This window comes from Massilia pseudoviolaceinigra (assembly GCF_030846505.1).
GTDB classification, from domain to species: Bacteria; Pseudomonadota; Gammaproteobacteria; order Burkholderiales; family Burkholderiaceae_D; genus Telluria_A; species Telluria_A violaceinigra.
On record NZ_JAVCWL010000006.1, the window covers coordinates 215,479 to 232,358 of the forward strand.

The window sequence follows — 16,880 nt, forward strand, 5'->3', positions numbered from 1 at the left end:
CGTCGCCCGCCAAAATAATGGAATAGCCGATTCGACAAGAATGAATTATCGCACGCAAATCGTATCCTCCCTGAGCGAGATCGGCCAACCCGCCTGGGACGCCCTGGCGTCCTCCCAGGCCGAGACCAATCCCTTCCTCTCCTTCGCTTTTCTCGACGCCCTGCACGAGTCGGGCAGCGCTTGCCTTGACACCGGCTGGCAGCCGCAATTCCTGGTCCTGTACGACGGCGCCGAACTGGCCGCCGCCATGCCGCTGTACGTCAAGATGCACTCCTACGGCGAGTACGTGTTCGACTGGGCCTGGGCCGAGGCCTACCAGCGCAACGGCGTCGATTACTACCCCAAGCTGCTCTCGGCGATTCCCTTCACGCCGGTGACCGGGCCGCGCCTGCTGGCGCGCGACGCCGCCGCCCGCGCCGCGCTGCTCGCCGCGCTGGTGTCGACGCAAAAGGCATCCGACGTCTCCTCGACCCACATCCTGTATCCGCCCGAAGACCAGGTAAAGCAGCTGGAGGAAGCCGGCTTCATGCTGCGCAGCGGCGTGCAGTTCCACTGGCTGAACGCCGGCTACCGCGATTTCGACGAGTTCCTCGCCACGCTGGAGCAAAAGAAGCGCAAGAACATCCGCGCCGAGCGGCGCAAGGTGCGCCAGGCCGGCGTGATGCTGCGCCGCGTGCGCGGGGCCGACGCGCTTGATGCCGACTGGCGCCTGTTCAACCGCTGCTACCAGCGCACCTACGCGGCGCACCGTTCCTCGCCCTACCTGAACCTGGATTTCTTCCAGCGCATCGGGCGCACCATGCCGGACAATATCCTGCTGGTGATCGCCGAGCGCGAAGGTGAACCGATCGCCGCCTCGCTCGTGATCCACAGCGCCGACACCCTGTTCGGGCGCTACTGGGGCGAACTCGAACACATACCTTGCCTGCACTTCGAGACAGCCTACTACCAGCCGCTCGAATTTTGCATCGAGCACAAGATCGCCGTGTTCGAGGGCGGCGCCCAGGGCGAACACAAAATGGCGCGCGGCTTCCTGCCGACCCGCACCTGGTCGGCGCACTGGCTGGCCCACCCGGCGTTTTCGGACGCCATCGAGCGCTTCCTGGAGCGCGAAAGCGGCGGCATCGACGAGTATATCGATGAACTGAACGACCGCAACCCTTTCAAGGAACCCGCATGATTTCGCATGTCTTCATCGGCGTCACCGAGTTCGCGCCCGCCTTCGGCTTCTATGCGGCCCTGATGCCCGAACTGGGCCTGGCGCTCAAGTTCAGCGATCCGGCCAAACCATGGGCCGGCTGGATGAAGCCGGACAGCCCGCGCCCGCTGTTCCTGATCGGCCAGCCCTTCGCCGGCGAGCACGCCGCCGGCAACGGCCAGATGACCGCCCTGCTGGCGCCCTCGCGCGACGCGGTCGGGCGCGCCCACGCCACCGCCCTCGCCCATGGCGCCACCTGCGAAGGCGCGCCCGGCCTGCGGCCCGAGTATCACGCCACCTACTACGGCGCCTACTTCCGCGATCTGGACGGCAACAAGCTGTGCGTCTGCTGCCACGATTAACTGGCCCTGGAAAACGGCGGCGACCTTCAATGTGCCGGTCGGACCTTGTTCCAGCCGGAACCAGATAATCCGCAACACTTGCGCCGCGACATTCCAAACAGGCGCCTCATTGAGGCAGGTCGGTTTTATCACTGACGCAGGCTGAACCCCGGCGCACCATCCCGGTCCATGATGACCTTCCAACCTCATCACCGGGAGATATCATGACGCAAGCTACCGCCAATGCAGAGGAACTGTTTCGCTTCGCCACCGCCCGGGCACCCAACCCGACACCAGCGCCAGCGGGACTCCTTGAACTGCCGGACGAATCGAACGTCGCGGCGTGGATCGCCTCCGCCGCCGAGCAGGATTTCACAGCACAACTCGAGGCCCTGACCGCACGCTGGTCCGCGCTGGTCAAGCGCACGCCGCAAGCCATCGAGGCCGACCTGAACGCCGCGCGCGAGGGCCAGCTGACCCTGGCCGCCGAGACCCTGTTCCCCATCGCCCAGAGCGCGCCAGCCGACGTCACGGCCTTGCAGAACGCCCTGTGGCAGTTCTACCTGCAAGGCATCGCCTCCGGCAAAGCCAGCAATGCCCAGTTGCAGCGCGCCCAGCAGTTGCTGGGCCAGGTCACCCTGCTGCAAAAACTGGTGGCCGGCGATCAGAACGCCCTCTCGAGCGAATCGGTGCAGGCCGCGCTCACGCCCGCGCTCAAATTGCCGGCCGCGTTCGAGGACCAGATGCGCCTGCGCCGCGAACAGCAAAATGCGCAGCAAACCGCCGCCGGCGACAACGCCGCCGGGGAAGAAGATGCCATCCTGCGCGACCTGCTCAAGCAGATCGATACCCTGGTCCTGCTCGAAAAACGCTTGATTGCGGCGCTCGACCAGATCGCCGGCGGCGGCACGCACCCGCCCGGCATGCCAGGCACGGGCAGCCCATCGGAGCTGCAAAAAGTATTCCGCATCCAGCCCGCCGCCGACATCGACGCGCAGTTCCGCGCCGACAATGCGAACCTGATCCAGGAGCTGGCCGACGCCCAGGTGCCCACCGCCACGCTGAGCGCCTACGAGCTGCTCGACGACGTGCGGCGCCGCATTTCGAGCGGCGTGGCCATTGCGGCCAGCACGCCCGCCACCGGTCCTGAAGCGGTAGCCGTGCTGGCCGCCAGTCCGGAACTGGGCCAGCTGCTGCCCATCGCGCCGGTCTCGAAACCGGCCCCGGCGCCAAGCATGAGGTTCGGCATCCGCCCTGTTGGCGTGGCCGACCTGCGCGTGGTGCGCCAGGTACTGGTTGGCTACGAAAAGGGTGAGCTGGCCAATATCCACAACGTCCTGCAAGGCGAAGAGCACGAGCACTTCCACTCGCGCCTGAGCCGCGCCGACGCAAGCGAGGGCAATTTCAACGACGGCGACGCCGAATTCTCGCAGGACGAGTCGGGCTTCAACCGCTTCGAGCTGGGCCAGTCGGCCTTCCAGAGCGCGCGCAACCAGCAGGACCGCAACGCCAGCATCAACCTGACTTCCAACTATGGCGCCGTCAACGCCCAGGCATCGACCTTCATGAACACCTCGCGCGGCGGCGACCAGGCGCGCGGCAACGATGTGCGCCAGTCGCGCGACCTGGTCGACCGCGCCGTGGCGCTGGTGCGCGAACGGGTCGGGCGCCAGCGTTTCCTTACCCGCAGCGCCGAAGTATACGAAAGCGATATGGTGCGTCACTGCGCCCCGGCGGCCACGGTGCGGGCCCAGTACCGCTGGGTCGACAAGGTCTACCAGGCACAGGTGTTCACCTACGGCGCGCGCGCCATGTACGAGGTCATGGTGCCGGCGCCGGCGGCCATGTTCCGCCACCTGCTGGCCCAGCAGCCCGGCTTCGGCGGACATGCCGGTCCGGCCCCGATCAAGCCCACCCTGCGCCCGGCCGAGATCACCGACGCCAGCTGGCTGGCGATCGCCGACCGCTTCGGCGTGACCCTGCCGCCGCCACCGACGGCCGCCATCACCGAATACGCCAGCCTGACCTACCCCACGGGTGGCGGCGCAACACCCACCGTCAGCGGCGTGTTCAACTCGCCCATGGCGCTGGAACAAGGCTACGCGGCGACGGCGGCCGGCGTGTCGATGGCCTGGTACGGAGTCGAGAACCAGTCCGGCATCACCGCCAGCATCGGCACCCGGCTGTTTTCGAGCAGCCCGGCCGGCAACACGCCAATCGCGGCCCAGACCATCGGCACCAACAGCGGCGCGGTCAGCTACAACGCCAGCGGCTGGGGCCAGCTGGACCAGTTCACGGTCAATTTCTACCTGGTCTGGACCCGCACCAAGGTGGCGGTCGAGAAGTGGCAGCTGACGTGCCACCAGATCATCATGGACCAGTACGAAAGCGACCTGGAACAGCACCACGCCCGGCTGGCCGCGGCGCGCGTCGACGAAGAAGGTCCTTACGCTGCGCTCGGCGAAGAACAGATGCGCACCATCGAACGCACCGAGCTCAAACGCGCGGTGCTGGAAATCGTGCGCAGCGGCAGCGGCCAGGCTGCGCCGGCCTCGCCCATCATCCAGGGCGCAATACCGGCCATCGCGCCGGAACGGCTGGAGCAGGCGGCACGCGAAGTGCGCTTCTTCGAGTACGCCTTCGAGTGGGATCAGCTGACCTACAGCTTCTTCCCGTATTTCTGGAGCGAGGGGTCGCAGCAATGGGCCGCTTCCCGGTTCGAGCAGCAGGGCGACAGCGTGTTCACGGCCTTCCTCAACGCCGGCTTCGCATCGGTGATCCTGCCGGTGCGCAGCGGGTACGAAGATGCCGCCGCGCTGTACCTGCAGACCGGCATCGTGTCCGACATCGCGGTGGTGCCGGCCGACCGGGTGCTCGCCGACCTGAACCGCGAAGTCCAGCTGGTCAACCGCACCACGCCGATGGAAGGAACGCCCGAAGGCGCGGCATGGACCTACCGCGTGCCCACCACGCTGATGGTGCTCGACGACGGTACCGACATCGCGTTCCCGAAGCTGGCCACGCCGGCCGGCCAGGAGGAAATCATTCTGATTCCTCCGCTGATCATTGACGACAAGCCGGAGGACTAAGACCAACTGCGCTCGCTGGTAGCGTCAGCCAGCAACACCGTCGTTCCCGCCCAGGGCCATCCTGGCGCGGGAACGGCAATTTTAGCGCCGCTCCTCGCGCCCGTGCACGAACAGCGACGGCTGCCGGTCCGAATACTCCCTGAGCAGATTCCACACCGCCCGCACCCGCTGCAGGCGGTACAAATCGGTCGGCGCGGCCAGCCAGAACGAGCGCTCCGCAAAAAACTGGTCGAGCACCGGCACCAGCCGTCCATCGTCCGGTACCGCATACGGCGGCGCCATGATCAGCCCCATCCCCAGCGACGCCGCCTCCACCTGCGCGGTCATCCCGGTGCAGCACAAGCGGCGCCTCGGCGTGAACCCCAGTTCATTGAGATAACTGAGCTCGCGGCTGGCCAGCCGGTCCTGCACATAATCGACAAAATCGTGGCGCGCCAGGTCGGCATGCTCGCGGATCGGCGGATGGCGCGCCAGGTAGTCGGGCGATGCGTACAAATAGAAACGGAACGACGCCAGCCGCGTGATCATGTAGCGCCCGGTGCTGGGCGGATCGAGCATGACGCCCAGGTCGGCCTCGCGGTTGGCCAAATTGGCAAAGCGCGGCAGCACCAGCAGGTCGATGCTCAGGTCGGGGTGGGTCTGCAGCAGCCCGACCAGAAGGGGCGCCACCACGCGCACGCCGAACACTTCCGGCACGCCCAGCCGCACCACGCCGTGCGCCGCCACTTCGGTGCCGCCCAGCTGTTCGGTGGCGGCCAGCGCCGCGCTTTCCATCGCTTCGGCATGCGGCAGCAGCGCCTGGCCCATCTCGGTGAGCTCATAGCCTTCGCGGCTGCGGTCGAACAAGGTGGTGCCGAGCTGGATTTCGAGGCGGTCGATGCGGCGCGCCACCGTGGTGTGCTCCACCTCCAGCCGGCGCGACGCGCCCGACAAGGTGCCGGCGCGCGCCAGCTCCAGAAAGAAACGCAGGTCTGTCCATTCAGGCAAGGTATTCATGGAATCAATATCCGGTATTCATCGCGGATATTGTGCACTACTGCACATCGCGCACGCAAACTTTTCGTATCTGTGTGTTGATAAAACGCAAAGTCCCAGAGGAACTAGCCCGTGTGCAAAGAAGAAGTTGAACAATAAACCACTGTGCAAATTTGCACAGTGGGTGGGCGTTTCGTTATCTTTCGCGCAAATTTAAATGGGGGCACACTGCATGGCGATCATTTCTGGCTTACCGCATTGTCCAAAAAAACTCAAGGAGACAACACCATGCGCCTGACCATTCGTCATTTCCCTTTACATCGTATTGCCGCCGCCGTGCTGGCCCTGTCGGGAGGGGCGATGGGCACCGCGCAGGCACAGCCCGAGTCGGGCGCTCCCGCCGCCGGCCCCATCCAGGACGCCGGCGTGGTGACGGTGAGCGCGCGCCGCCGTCCCGAGAACCTGCAGGACGTCCCGGTATCGGTCACCGCGTTCGGCGGCGACCAGCTCTCCAAGCAGGGCACGCCCGACATCACCGCCCTCGCCCTGTCGATTCCGAACACCACGCTCAAGGCTTCGCGCGCCACCAACTCGACCCTGACCGCGTTCATTCGCGGCGTCGGCCAGCAAGACCCGCTGGCTGGCTTCGAAGCCGGCGTCGGCATCTACCTCGACGATATTTACCTGGCCCGCCCGCAGGCCGCTGTGACCGACATTTACGACGTCGAACGCATCGAGGTGCTGCGCGGCCCGCAAGGCACCCTGTACGGGCGCAACACCATCGGCGGCGCCGTCAAGTATGTCACCCGCAAGCTCGGCTCCAAGACCGACATCCGCGCCCGCCTCACCCTGGGCAACTACAGCCAGCGCGAAGCGGTACTGACCGCCAGCACCCCGGTCTCCGACACGGTGCGGGTGGGCGGCTCGATCGCCCGCTTCAAGCGCGACGGCTATGGGCGCAACCTCGTCACCGGCGCCCACAACTACGACAAGGACATGACCGCGGCGCGCCTGTCGGCCGAATTCACGCCCACGCCGGAACTGTTCATCCGCCTCGCCGGCGACGCCACCGACGACGACTCCAGCCCGCGCAACGGCCACCGCGTGACGGTCGGGCGCACCAGCGGCGCGCAAATCCTGTCGAACGTGTACGATACCCGCGCCAACCTGACCCGCGCGCTCGGGCACGAGCAGGAAGTGAAGGCCCACGGCTGGTCGGCGCTGCTCGAATACACAGTCAGCCCGCAACTGAGCGTCAAGTCGGTCACCGCCTCGCGCCGCGACAAATCGTACGCGCCGATCGACTTCGATTCGCTATCGATGGTCGACTTCGAAGTGCCGGCGCTGTACAAGAACAAGCAGTTCAGCCAGGAATTCCAGCTGACCTACACGGGCGACAAGGTGCAGGGCGTAGCCGGCGTGTACTACATCGATGCCAACGCCTACAACATCTTCGATACCGTGCTGGCCGGCGCCGTCCCCAGTTCGACCTATACCCTGGGCGACATCGACACCAAGGCCTGGGCCGTGTTCGCCGACGCCAACTACAAAGTCAACGATGCCCTCAGCTTTTCGCTGGGCGGACGCTACACGGTCGACAAGCGGGAAGCGAGCGTGCTGCGCCAGATCTACCTGGGCCTGAACGGCTCGCCCGCGATGGGCAACCCCAACGCCGTGATGTTCCGCACCGATACCGACTTCACCCACGGCGAACTGGAACGCGAAGACAAGAAGTTTACGCCCAAGGTCGGCATGGCGTACAAGGCCAGCGCCAACCAGAACATCTATGCCAGCTGGGCGCGCGGCTTCAAGGGCGGCGGCTTCGACCCGCGCATGAACGTGGTGGGCACCAAGATCAGCAACGCCACCGCGCGCGCCGGCTTCCTGCCAGAAACCATCGACTCGCTCGAACTGGGCCTGAAATCGTCGTACAACAACAACCGCATCCTGACCAACATCGCCCTGTTCGACAGCAAATACAAGGATGTGCAGATTCCCGGCTCGGTGGAGGTCGACACCAACGGCGACGGCCGCCCCGACAGCTTCGCCGGCGTGACCACCAATGCCGGCAAGGCCAAGATCCGCGGCATCGAACTCGAAGCGAGCGCGAAGCTGACCAACGCCCTCAGCGTCACCGGCATGTACAGTCACATCAACGCCGAATTCACCCAGTACCTGACATCGCAACTGGTGGGCGGCGTGCCGGCCCTGGTCAATGTGGCCAACGAACGCTACTTCCAGAACACGCCGAAGAACTCGGCCAACCTGCGCGCCACCTACGATATGGCGCTGCCGATGATGGGCCGCAGTGGCACCTTCAGCGTCAGCGGCAGCGCCTCCTACAAGGACGAGACCAGCCAGTTCGAATACGCCTCGGTGCTCGACCAGCCGGCCTATACCCTGTACGACCTGAGCCTGACGTGGACCAGTGCCGACAGCAAGATCCGCGCCGGCCTGCACGGCAAGAACCTGGGCGACAAACGCTATCGCACCGGTGGCTACGTCTTCCCGAACCTCGGCAAAGAGGGCGTGCTGACGGCCTTTTACGGCGCCCCGCGCACCGTGTCGGCAACGCTCGAGTACCGGTTCTGAGCATGTCGGTACAAGTACAGGAACACGATGGCGCGCAGGCGGCCCGCCACTTCCACCCGGGTGGCGCGGCGGACGGGGCCAGGCAATTCAACGACGTCAGCTACACCAGCGACGACGGCCTGACCCTGTACGCGCGCGATTATCCGGGCCACAGCGGGCCGGCGCGCCTGCCCGTCATCTGCATCCACGGGCTCACGCGCAACTCGGGCGACTTCGACGAGCTGGCGCCCTGGATCGCCAGCCTGGGGCGGCGCGTGCTGGCGCTCGACGTGCGCGGGCGCGGCCAGTCGGCGCGCGACCCCGACCCGGCCCACTACAACCCGGCGGTCTACGCCGGCGACGTCATCAAGCTGGCGCACGACCTGGGCATCGAGCGCGCCGTATTCGTCGGCACCTCGATGGGCGGCATCATCACCATGACCCTGGCCCTGCGCCGCCTGAAACTGATTGCCGCCGCCGTCCTGAACGATGTCGGCCCGGTGATCTCGCAAAAGGGCTTGTCGCGCATCGCCACCTACGCCGGCAAGGGCGCCACCATGATGTCGTGGGAACAGGCGGCCGAGTACATGCGCGACATCAACGAGCCGGCGTTTCCATCGAACGACATGGCCGAATGGAACAAATGGGCGCGGCGCGCGTTCAGCGAAAACGATGCCGGCCAGCTGGTGCTGCACTACGACCCGAATATCGCCCTGCCCCTGCAGACCGGCAAGCTCAGGCCGTCGTCGTGGATGTCGCGCCTGGCATTCCGGCGCCTGGCGCGCAACCGTCCCACCCTGCTGGTGCGCGGCAGCCTGTCCGATCTGGTCGAGCAGGAGCAGGCCAGCTACATGCAGCGTGCCGCGCCAACCATGCAGTACGCCGAAGTACCCGGCGTCGGCCACGCGCCGATGCTGACCGAAGCGCCAGCCCGGCAAGCGATCGAACGCTTCCTGGGACAGGTAGACTGACCCTGTAACCGTCCGTATAAATATAAGCAGCATTCCCAACGAGGAGACACGATGTACAAACTGAACACCCTGGCAGCAGCCGTCCTGGCCACGCTGGCGACCACCCTGGCGGCACCGGCCATGGCCGCGGCCGACCTGAAAATCGCCCTCATCGCCGGCAAGACCGGCATCCTGGAAACCTATGCCAAGGAGACCGAAACCGGCTTCATGATGGGCCTGGAGTATCTCACCGGCGGCAAGATGGAAATCAACGGGCGCAAACTGAAGGTGATCGTCAAGGATGACCAGAGCAAGCCCGACCTGGGACGCACCCTGCTGGCCGAAGCCTACGGCGACGACAAGGCCGATATCGCGGTTGGCACCACCTCGTCCGGTTCGGCCATCGCCATGCTGCCGGTGGCGCTGGAATACAAGAAGATCCTGATCATCGAGCCGGCCGTGGCCGACGCCATCACCGGCGACAAATGGAACCGCTACATCTTCCGCACCGCGCGCAGCTCGATGCAGGACGCGCTGGCCGCCGCCAGCACCCTCAAGGCCGGCAGCGTGGCCTTCCTGGCGCAGGACTACGCCTTCGGCAAGGATGCGGTCAAGGCCGGCAAGGAAGCGCTGGCCGCCACCGGCAGCAAGGCCCAGGTGATCCACGAGGAATACGCGGCCCAGAACACGACCGACTTCACCGCACCGGCCCAGCGCATCTTCGACGCCCTCAAGAACAAGCCCGAGCCGCGCCTGCTGCAAATCGTCTGGGCCGGGCCGAACCCCATGAACAAGCTGGCCGACATGAAGCCCGAGCGCTACGGCATCATCTTGTCCCCGGGTGGCAATATCCTGCCGGTGATGAAAACCTGGAAGAATTTCGCCGGCACCCAGGGCACCATCTTCTACTACCACGGCTTTCCGAAAAATAAGATGAACGACTGGCTGGTGGCCGAGCACAGCAAGCGCTTCAAGGCGCCGCCCGACATGTTCACCGCCGGCGGTTTCGCGGCGGCCAGCGCGGTGGTCACGGCATTGACCAAGGCCAATTCGGGCGATACCGAAAAGCTGATCACGGCCATGGAAGGCATGGAATTCGACACGCCCAAGGGCAAGATGAGCTTTCGCAAGGAAGATCACCAGGCACTGCAGTCGATGTACCACTTCAAGATCAAGAAGGACCAGAAAAACGAGTGGGACCTGCTCGAACTGGTGCGCGAAATCCCGGCCAGCGAGCTGCCGCTACCGGTGAGGAACAAGCGATGACGCCGGCGGCCATGCCGTCGCTGTCGACGCGCGAACTGAGCATTCGCTTCGGCGGGCACGTGGCGGTCAACCAGGTCACCGCCGATTTCTATCCCGGCACCCTGACCGTGATCGTCGGCCCCAACGGCGCCGGCAAGACCACCTACTTCAACCTGATGTCAGGCCAGCTGCCGGCGACCTCCGGCACGGTGTTGCTCGATGGCGCGGACATCACCCGCCATGGCGCGGCCAAACGCACGGCGCTCGGGATCGGGCGCGCCTTCCAGCTGACCAACCTGTTCCCGCACCTGACGGTGAGCGAGAACGTGCGCCTGGCCGTGCAAAGCCGGGCTGGTTTCGGCATGAATATGCGCTCGATGCTGACGCGCTGGTCCAGCCACCTTGACCTCATCGTGCGCGCCGACCATTACCTGGAGCGCGTCTCCATGGCCAGCCGGCGCGACACGCGCGTGGCCGCCCTGTCGCACGGCGACAAGCGCAAGCTCGAAGTGGCCATTCTCCTGGCCCTGGAACCGGCGGTCATGATGTTCGACGAACCGACCGCCGGCATGAGCGTGGACGAAGTACCGGTCGTGCTCGACCTGATCCACCAGGTCAAGGCCGAGCGCAACAAGACCATTTTGCTGGTCGAACACAAGATGGACGTGGTGCGCTCGCTGGCCGACCGCATCATCGTCCTGCACAACGGCGCCCTGGTCGCCGACGGCAATCCGGCCGAGGTGATGGCGTCGGCCATCGTCCAGGAAGCCTATCTGGGAACGCCCGAACATGCTTAACCCCATGCCTGAACCCATCCTGCAACTGAGCGGCGTGCACACCCACATCGGCGAGTACCACATCCTGCAGGGGGTCGACCTGACGGTGCCGCGCGGCGGCCTGTCGGTGCTGCTGGGACGCAACGGCGCCGGCAAGACCACCACCCTGCGCACCATCATGGGCTTGTGGAAAGCCAGCGCCGGCACGGTGCGCTTCGACGGGCACGACATCGCCGCGCTGCCCACGCCCGACATCGCGCAACTGGGCATCGCCTACGTGCCCGAATCGATGGCCGTGTTTTCCGACCTGACGGTGCGTGAAAACCTGTACCTGGCGGCGCGCAACGGGCCGCTCGACGAGCAGCGGGTCGAGTGGATCTTCGGCTTCTTTCCAGCGCTCAAAAAATTCTGGCACTATCCGGCCGGCAACCTGTCGGGCGGACAGAAACAGATGGTGGCCATCGCGCGCGCCATCGTCGAGCCGCGCAAACTGCTGCTGATCGACGAGCCGACCAAGGGCCTGGCCCCGGCCATCATCCAGAGCCTGATCGCCGCCTTCCGCGAACTCAAGCAGACCGACACCACCATCCTGCTGGTCGAGCAAAACTTCAGCTTCGTCAAGCACCTGGGCGACACGGTCTCGGTGATGGATGACGGGGGCGTGGTCCATGCCGGCGGCATGCGCGAACTGGTCGAGGACCAGGACCTGCAGCAGCGCCTGCTCGGGCTGGCGCTGAGCTCCCATCAATGACCCTGCACCCATCATGAACACGGAGACCAACCACGTGACCACCAAATCACCTCCGGTGAGCGGCGCCACCGCGCTGCCCGCCGCCCCGGCCGCATCAGGCGATACCCCGCTCCCGGCGGCCAGACGCGACATCGCGCCGCTGCTGCTGGTGCCCGCGCTGATCCTGCTCATGCTGCCGCTGGTGGGCAGCTTTCCCACCTGGGTCACCCTGACCATCGCCGGCCTGGCGATGGGCATGATGATCTTCATCATGGCCAGCGGACTGACGCTCGTGTTCGGGCTGATGGACGTGCTCAACTTCGGCCACGGCGCCTTCGTCTCGGTCGGCGCCTACGCCGCCACCATGGTCCTCATTCCCATGCGCGGCTGGCTCGAGGTCGATTCGCTGCTGATCAACCTGGGCGTGCTGGGCCTGGCGATCGCGGTGGCCATGCTCTCCACCGCGCTGCTCGGCTGGGCCTTCGAGCGCATCATCATCGCGCCCGTGTACGGCCAGCATCTCAAGCAAATCCTGATCACCATGGGCGGCATGATCGTGGCCGAGCAGTTGATCAACGTGATCTGGGGCGCCGAGCAAATTCCCCTGCCGCTGCCGGCCAGCCTGCGCGGGGCGGTGATGCTGGGCGACGCGGCGGTCGAAAAATACCGGCTGGTGGCGGTCGTGATCGGCCTGCTGGTGTTCGCGGCCATGTTCCTGGTGCTCAACCGCACCAAGATCGGCCTGCTGATCCGCGCCGGCGTCGAAAACCGCGAAATGGTCGAAGCCATGGGCTACCGCATCCGGCGCCTGTTCGTGGCCGTGTTCGCCGCCGGTTCGGCGCTGGCGGGACTGGGCGGCGTACTGTGGGGGCTGTACAAGGAAACCCTGAGCGCGGCCATGGGCGGCGAGATCATGGTGATGATCTTTATCGTCATCATCATCGGCGGGCTGGGCTCGGTGGGCGGCTGCTTCATCGGCGCGCTGCTGATGGCCCTGGTAGCCAACTATGCCGGCTTCCTGGCGCCCAAGTTCGCGCTGGTGTCGCACATCGTGCTGATGATCGCCATTTTGCTGTGGCGTCCGGCCGGCCTGTTTTCCAACCTGCGGCGTTAAGGAACGACGATGCTCAATCAATTGTTATCCGGCGACCTGCCGCGCAGCCGGGCCTTGTCCGCCACCCTGCTGCTGATCCTGCTGGGACTGGCGCTGGCGCCTTTCCTGACCAGCGGCGCGCGCCCGCTCAACACCGCCGCCACCATCTGCATCTATATCGTGCTGGTGGCTTCCTACGACTTGCTGCTCGGTTACACCGGCATTGTGTCGTTCGCCCACACCATGTTTTTCGGCATCGGGGCCTACGGGGTCGGACTGGGCCTGTCGAGCGGCGAGCCGACCTGGGGCGCGGCCTTCATCGGCCTGCTGCTGGCCTTGCTGCTCACCCTGGTGCTGGCCCTGGTGGTGGGCCTGTTCGCGTTGCGCGTACGCGCCATTTTCTACGCCATGATCACGCTCGCCGTCGCCTCGTCGTTTGCCGTGCTCGCCTCGCAACTGTCCGACCTGACCGGCGGCGAAGACGGCAAGACCTTCAGCGTGCCGGAATTGCTCACGCCGGGCTTTCGCCTGTTCGAGTCCGAGCTGTTCGGGCGCGCCATCGATGGCAAGCTGATCACCTACTACATCGTGTTCACCGGCTGCCTGCTGCTGTTCCTGTTCCTGCTGCGGCTGGTCAACTCGCCCTTCGGACGCGTGCTGCAAGCCATCCGCGAAAACGAGTTCCGCGCCGAGGCGCTGGGCTACCGCACGGTGCTGTACCGGATCTGGGCCAACGTGCTGGCGGCGCTGGTGGCGGCCCTGGCCGGCGCGCTGATGGCGCTGTGGCTGCGCTACGTGGGGCCCAAGACCATGCTCGGCTTCGAGGTGATGACCGACATCCTGCTGATCGTGGTGATCGGCGGCATGGGCACCATGTACGGCGCGGTGGTCGGCGCGACCTTGTTCATCATCGCGCAGAATTATCTCAAGTCGCTGATGGCCGAGGGCTCGGCCGCGCTGGAAGGCGTACCCTTTCTGGCCGAGGCGCTGCACCCGGACCGCTGGATGCTGTGGCTGGGCGTGCTGTTCGTGCTGTCGATCTACTTTTTCCCCATCGGAATCGTAGGGAAACTGCGTCTGCGAAAGATTGCCGCGCGCGCAGCCGGCAACTGATTGTTTTTCACGGCGTCCCCGCAGCGGCGGGGACGCTTGCTTTCCCTTCAGTTTTTCCTTCCTCCACGCCGCCTGCATCAGCATCGCCGCGCTTCTTCATTTAAGTTCCCTCCGATTGCCCGAAAACGCGCTTCGCACATTAAGCGCACATCAATGCTGGCGCTTCTTCCACTCCTATCATGGGATCAACCGTGGCCTCGCTGCCTGCCAGCGCGAGTGGAAGTGCCATCCCTACTGGCAACTGCTGAAAGAACGACGATGAAACTAGCTCATAAACTGCTTGCCATGGCGGCCATCGCCATGGCCGCCGCGCTGCCCGCTGCGTCGCACGCCATCGAACCCATCGTGGTCCTCAACGAAAATTTCAACGACATCAGCACCCTGAACAACTGGGCCCTCATCAACAAGAGCATCCCGCCGGGCCAGTCCTGGTCGCAAGGCAACGCCGGCGTGTTCCCAGCCCCCTCCGGGCCGGCCTCGTCCTACATCGCGGCCAATTTCCTGAGCGCACAAAACGGCATGGGCAGCATCGACAACTGGCTGATCACGCCGGTGGTGACCCTGATCGGCCCCAGCGAGCTATCGTTTTTCACGCGCTCGGCCAGCGCGTCCGGCTTCGGCGACACGCTCGAAGTACGCTTTTCCCCGGGCAGCGGCACCGATACCGGCAGCTTCAACACCGTACTCGGGGTGCTCGGCGGCATATCGGCCTTTCCCACGGTCTGGCAGCAAGTCATTTCCAGCCTCGACCATGAAGGCCAGGGCCGTTTCGCCTTTCGTTACGCTGGCGACGCCTCAGCGGCGAACTATATTGGCATTGACGCTGTCGTAGTCACTACGGTGCCTGAACCTGGTACCTACCTGATGCTGCTGGTCGGCTTGGGCAGTCTGGCATTGCTGCGCCGAAGGCAGTTAACCATGAACAAACCCGGGAGATTTTCAACATGTTGAGTAGAACCCTGATCACCTGCTGCGCGCTGGCTGCCTTCTCGATGGCAGCCTCGGCCGCAGCACAAGCGGACGGCATGGCCGTGGTGCGCGACAAGCAAACCGGACAACTTCGTCCGGCCACCGCGGCCGAGCTGCGCGCGATGCAAGGCGACTTGCGGCAACCGCAGATGGCGCGTCCGCAACCGCAGGTCCAGGTGCGTGCCGACGGCACCCGCAGCGCGCCCGTGGGCGATCGCGGCATGGTGTATTCCGTCGTCTCGCGCACGCCCGACGGCAAGCTGGCCCAGCGCTGCGTGGAAGGCGAAGCGGCCGCGCAGCACGCCGCCCACGACCATGCCACACCAGTCGGGGAGCACGGCAATGAGCAATAAGCGCCCCCTCCTGCGGCGCGCGGCCGCCGCCCTCGCTGTTTACTGCTGCACCATCGGTGGCGCCCATGCGGCGACGACCATCACGATCGTCAACACCAACGGGCCCAATGTCGGCTTCAACGATCCCACGCCGGTGCAGCCGGTCGGGGGCAACAGCGGGCGCACGCTCGGGGCGCAGCGCCTCATCGCATTCCAGCAAGCGGCTGACATCTGGGGCCGCACGCTCACCAGCCCGGTGCCGGTCCGGGTGGCCGCCTCGTTCGAACCGTTGCCGTGCAACGCCGACGGCGCAGTGCTCGGCGCGGCGGGCGCGGTGGAAGTGTTCAGCAATTTCCCCAACGCTCCCAAGACCGACACCTGGTATCCGGGCGCGCTGGCAAGCAAGCTGGCCCGCACCGACCTGGCCACGCCGGGCCAGGCGCATATCCAGGCGCGCTTCAACTCGCGCCTCGGCCTGTTCCCCGATTGCATGCCCGGTTCCGGCTTCTACCTCGGGCTCGATCGCAAAGCCGGCGCACAGATCGACCTGGTGGCCGTCTTGCTGCACGAACTGGCGCATGGCCTGGGGTTCCAGAACTTCACCGACGAAAGCACCGGCGAGTTCTTCCTCGGCACACCATCGATCTGGGATTACTTCCTGGTCGATATCCGCAACAACAAAGCCTGGGTCAACATGAAGAATGACGAACGGCGCCGCTCGGCCATTGGCGGCGCCAACCTGTCGTGGAACGGCGAACGCGTCTACAAGGTCACCGCGAACGTTCTCGCGCCCCAGCCCCAGCTGTTTGTCAGCGGCATGGCGGCGGGCACGGCCAGCGGCAGCCACGAAGTTGGCGACGCGTCCTTTGGCCCGCAACTGGGGCAAAACGCCGTGACGGGCGAGCTCATGCCCGTGGTCGACCAGGCCAACGGCAGCGGCCTGGCCTGCACCCCGCTCAGCCCCGCCAACGCGATGGCGGTGCGGGGCAACATTGCCCTGGTCGACCGTGGCGCCTGTACGTTCGTGACCAAGGCCCGGATTTTGCAGAACGCCGGCGCGCGCGGCATGGTGGTGGTGGAAAACACGGCCGACCCTGTCAGTGCGCTGGGCGGCACCGACCCGGAAGTGCGCATTCCGGCGGTGCGCATCGACCGGGCGACGGGCAACCAGCTCAAGTCGGTGATGCTCCGGCGCTCGCGCACGTCCTCGGGCGTGACCGCCAGCCTCGGCATCGATCCCGACCGGCTCTCGGGCACCGACCTGGTCCGGCGGATACGCATGTACAGTCCGGAAATATTTTCGCCGGGCTCGTCGGTATCGCACTATTCGATCGATACCAAGCCGAACCAGCTGATGGAACCGTCCATCAACACCGACCTGCTGCACGACGTCAACCCGCCGCGCGACCTGACGTATCCGCTGCTGCAGGATATCGGCTGGTGATGCACGGGTGGCAAAAACGCGGGTGGTAGAACGCGGCTGGTAAGAACGCGGCTG

At 65.6% G+C, this 16,880-nt stretch carries 14 protein-coding genes; 13 read left to right on the forward strand and 1 reads right to left on the reverse strand.

The annotated features are described in order from the left end of the window. Positions 1–40 precede the first annotated feature (40 nt). The 3 genes from RBA40_RS08285 (at position 41) to RBA40_RS08295 (ending at position 4,628) form a co-directional block, all read left to right on the forward strand. Complete coding sequence (locus RBA40_RS08285) at positions 41–1,180, forward strand: GNAT family N-acetyltransferase (RefSeq protein ID WP_306647439.1); 1,140 nt, start codon at positions 41–43, stop codon at positions 1,178–1,180. Continuing rightward, complete coding sequence (locus RBA40_RS08290; RefSeq protein ID WP_306647441.1) at positions 1,177–1,560, forward strand: VOC family protein; 384 nt, start codon at positions 1,177–1,179, stop codon at positions 1,558–1,560. The genes RBA40_RS08285 and RBA40_RS08290 overlap by 4 nt, the downstream gene beginning before the upstream one ends. A gap of 203 nt (positions 1,561–1,763) precedes the next feature. Beyond that, positions 1,764–4,628 carry a hypothetical protein gene (locus RBA40_RS08295; protein WP_306647442.1) on the forward strand — a complete coding sequence of 955 codons (2,865 nt, stop codon included), beginning with the start codon at positions 1,764–1,766 and terminating at the stop codon, positions 4,626–4,628. 81 nt (positions 4,629–4,709) lie between these two features. Here the strand turns inward: RBA40_RS08295 and RBA40_RS08300 are convergent, their stop codons facing one another. After that, entirely contained in the window at positions 4,710–5,624 is a 915-nt protein-coding gene (locus tag RBA40_RS08300) for a LysR family transcriptional regulator (RefSeq protein WP_306622998.1), read from the reverse strand. A 267-nt stretch (positions 5,625–5,891) separates the two neighbouring features. Here RBA40_RS08300 and RBA40_RS08305 point away from each other — a divergent pair, with 267 nt between their 5' ends. The 10 genes from RBA40_RS08305 to RBA40_RS08350 all read left to right on the forward strand — a co-directional run bounded on the left by RBA40_RS08305 (position 5,892) and on the right by RBA40_RS08350 (position 16,826). Beyond that, the gene (locus tag RBA40_RS08305) at positions 5,892–8,195 is read left to right on the forward strand and encodes a TonB-dependent receptor (protein WP_306647443.1); all 2,304 of its coding nucleotides are present in this window, start codon (positions 5,892–5,894) and stop codon (positions 8,193–8,195) included. Positions 8,196–8,197: 2 nt separating this feature from the next. Continuing rightward, positions 8,198–9,145, forward strand: coding sequence for an alpha/beta fold hydrolase (locus RBA40_RS08310; protein WP_306647445.1), 948 nt, complete (start codon positions 8,198–8,200; stop codon positions 9,143–9,145). A gap of 51 nt (positions 9,146–9,196) precedes the next feature. Then, positions 9,197–10,390, forward strand: a complete 1,194-nt coding sequence (locus RBA40_RS08315; RefSeq protein WP_306647446.1) for a substrate-binding domain-containing protein — start codon at positions 9,197–9,199, stop codon at positions 10,388–10,390. Continuing rightward, positions 10,387–11,166 carry an ABC transporter ATP-binding protein gene (locus RBA40_RS08320; protein ID WP_306647448.1) on the forward strand — a complete coding sequence of 260 codons (780 nt, stop codon included), beginning with the start codon at positions 10,387–10,389 and terminating at the stop codon, positions 11,164–11,166. Before RBA40_RS08315 ends, RBA40_RS08320 begins: the two co-directional genes overlap by 4 nt. A 4-nt stretch (positions 11,167–11,170) precedes the next feature. Next, positions 11,171–11,896, forward strand: a complete 726-nt coding sequence (locus RBA40_RS08325) for an ABC transporter ATP-binding protein (RefSeq protein ID WP_306647450.1) — start codon at positions 11,171–11,173, stop codon at positions 11,894–11,896. A 13-nt stretch (positions 11,897–11,909) separates the two neighbouring features. Then, positions 11,910–12,989, forward strand: coding sequence for a branched-chain amino acid ABC transporter permease (locus RBA40_RS08330; protein WP_306647452.1), 1,080 nt, complete (start codon positions 11,910–11,912; stop codon positions 12,987–12,989). Between the two features lie 9 nt (positions 12,990–12,998). Continuing rightward, the gene (locus tag RBA40_RS08335) at positions 12,999–14,081 is read left to right on the forward strand and encodes a branched-chain amino acid ABC transporter permease (protein WP_306647454.1); all 1,083 of its coding nucleotides are present in this window, start codon (positions 12,999–13,001) and stop codon (positions 14,079–14,081) included. Positions 14,082–14,339: 258 nt separating this feature from the next. Then, complete coding sequence (locus RBA40_RS08340; RefSeq protein WP_306647456.1) at positions 14,340–15,032, forward strand: choice-of-anchor J family PEP-CTERM protein; 693 nt, start codon at positions 14,340–14,342, stop codon at positions 15,030–15,032. Next, a complete protein-coding gene (locus tag RBA40_RS08345; protein WP_306647458.1) occupies positions 15,026–15,403 on the forward strand; it encodes a post-PEP-CTERM-1 domain-containing protein in 378 nt (125 codons plus the stop codon). The genes RBA40_RS08340 and RBA40_RS08345 overlap by 7 nt, the downstream gene beginning before the upstream one ends. Further along, complete coding sequence (locus tag RBA40_RS08350) at positions 15,393–16,826, forward strand: PA domain-containing protein (protein WP_306647459.1); 1,434 nt, start codon at positions 15,393–15,395, stop codon at positions 16,824–16,826. The genes RBA40_RS08345 and RBA40_RS08350 overlap by 11 nt, the downstream gene beginning before the upstream one ends. Positions 16,827–16,880: the final 54 nt, after the last annotated feature.

Excerpts from the sequence above, each read along its gene's own strand:
- RBA40_RS08315 (WP_306647446.1), top strand. The coding sequence starts at position 9,197 with ATGTACAAACTGAACACCCTGGCAGCAGCCGTCCTGGCCACGCTGGCG.
- RBA40_RS08350 (WP_306647459.1), top strand. The coding sequence starts at position 15,393 with ATGAGCAATAAGCGCCCCCTCCTGCGGCGCGCGGCCGCCGCCCTCGCT.
- RBA40_RS08330 (WP_306647452.1), top strand. The coding sequence starts at position 11,910 with ATGAACACGGAGACCAACCACGTGACCACCAAATCACCTCCGGTGAGC.
- RBA40_RS08300 (WP_306622998.1), bottom strand. The coding sequence starts at position 5,624 with ATGAATACCTTGCCTGAATGGACAGACCTGCGTTTCTTTCTGGAGCTG.
- RBA40_RS08325 (WP_306647450.1), top strand. The coding sequence starts at position 11,171 with ATGCCTGAACCCATCCTGCAACTGAGCGGCGTGCACACCCACATCGGC.
- RBA40_RS08305 (WP_306647443.1), top strand. The coding sequence starts at position 5,892 with ATGCGCCTGACCATTCGTCATTTCCCTTTACATCGTATTGCCGCCGCC.
- RBA40_RS08295 (WP_306647442.1), top strand. The coding sequence starts at position 1,764 with ATGACGCAAGCTACCGCCAATGCAGAGGAACTGTTTCGCTTCGCCACC.
- RBA40_RS08310 (WP_306647445.1), top strand. The coding sequence starts at position 8,198 with ATGTCGGTACAAGTACAGGAACACGATGGCGCGCAGGCGGCCCGCCAC.
- RBA40_RS08345 (WP_306647458.1), top strand. The coding sequence starts at position 15,026 with ATGTTGAGTAGAACCCTGATCACCTGCTGCGCGCTGGCTGCCTTCTCG.
- RBA40_RS08290 (WP_306647441.1), top strand. The coding sequence starts at position 1,177 with ATGATTTCGCATGTCTTCATCGGCGTCACCGAGTTCGCGCCCGCCTTC.
- RBA40_RS08285 (WP_306647439.1), top strand. The coding sequence starts at position 41 with ATGAATTATCGCACGCAAATCGTATCCTCCCTGAGCGAGATCGGCCAA.
- RBA40_RS08320 (WP_306647448.1), top strand. The coding sequence starts at position 10,387 with ATGACGCCGGCGGCCATGCCGTCGCTGTCGACGCGCGAACTGAGCATT.
- RBA40_RS08340 (WP_306647456.1), top strand. The coding sequence starts at position 14,340 with ATGAAACTAGCTCATAAACTGCTTGCCATGGCGGCCATCGCCATGGCC.
- RBA40_RS08335 (WP_306647454.1), top strand. The coding sequence starts at position 12,999 with ATGCTCAATCAATTGTTATCCGGCGACCTGCCGCGCAGCCGGGCCTTG.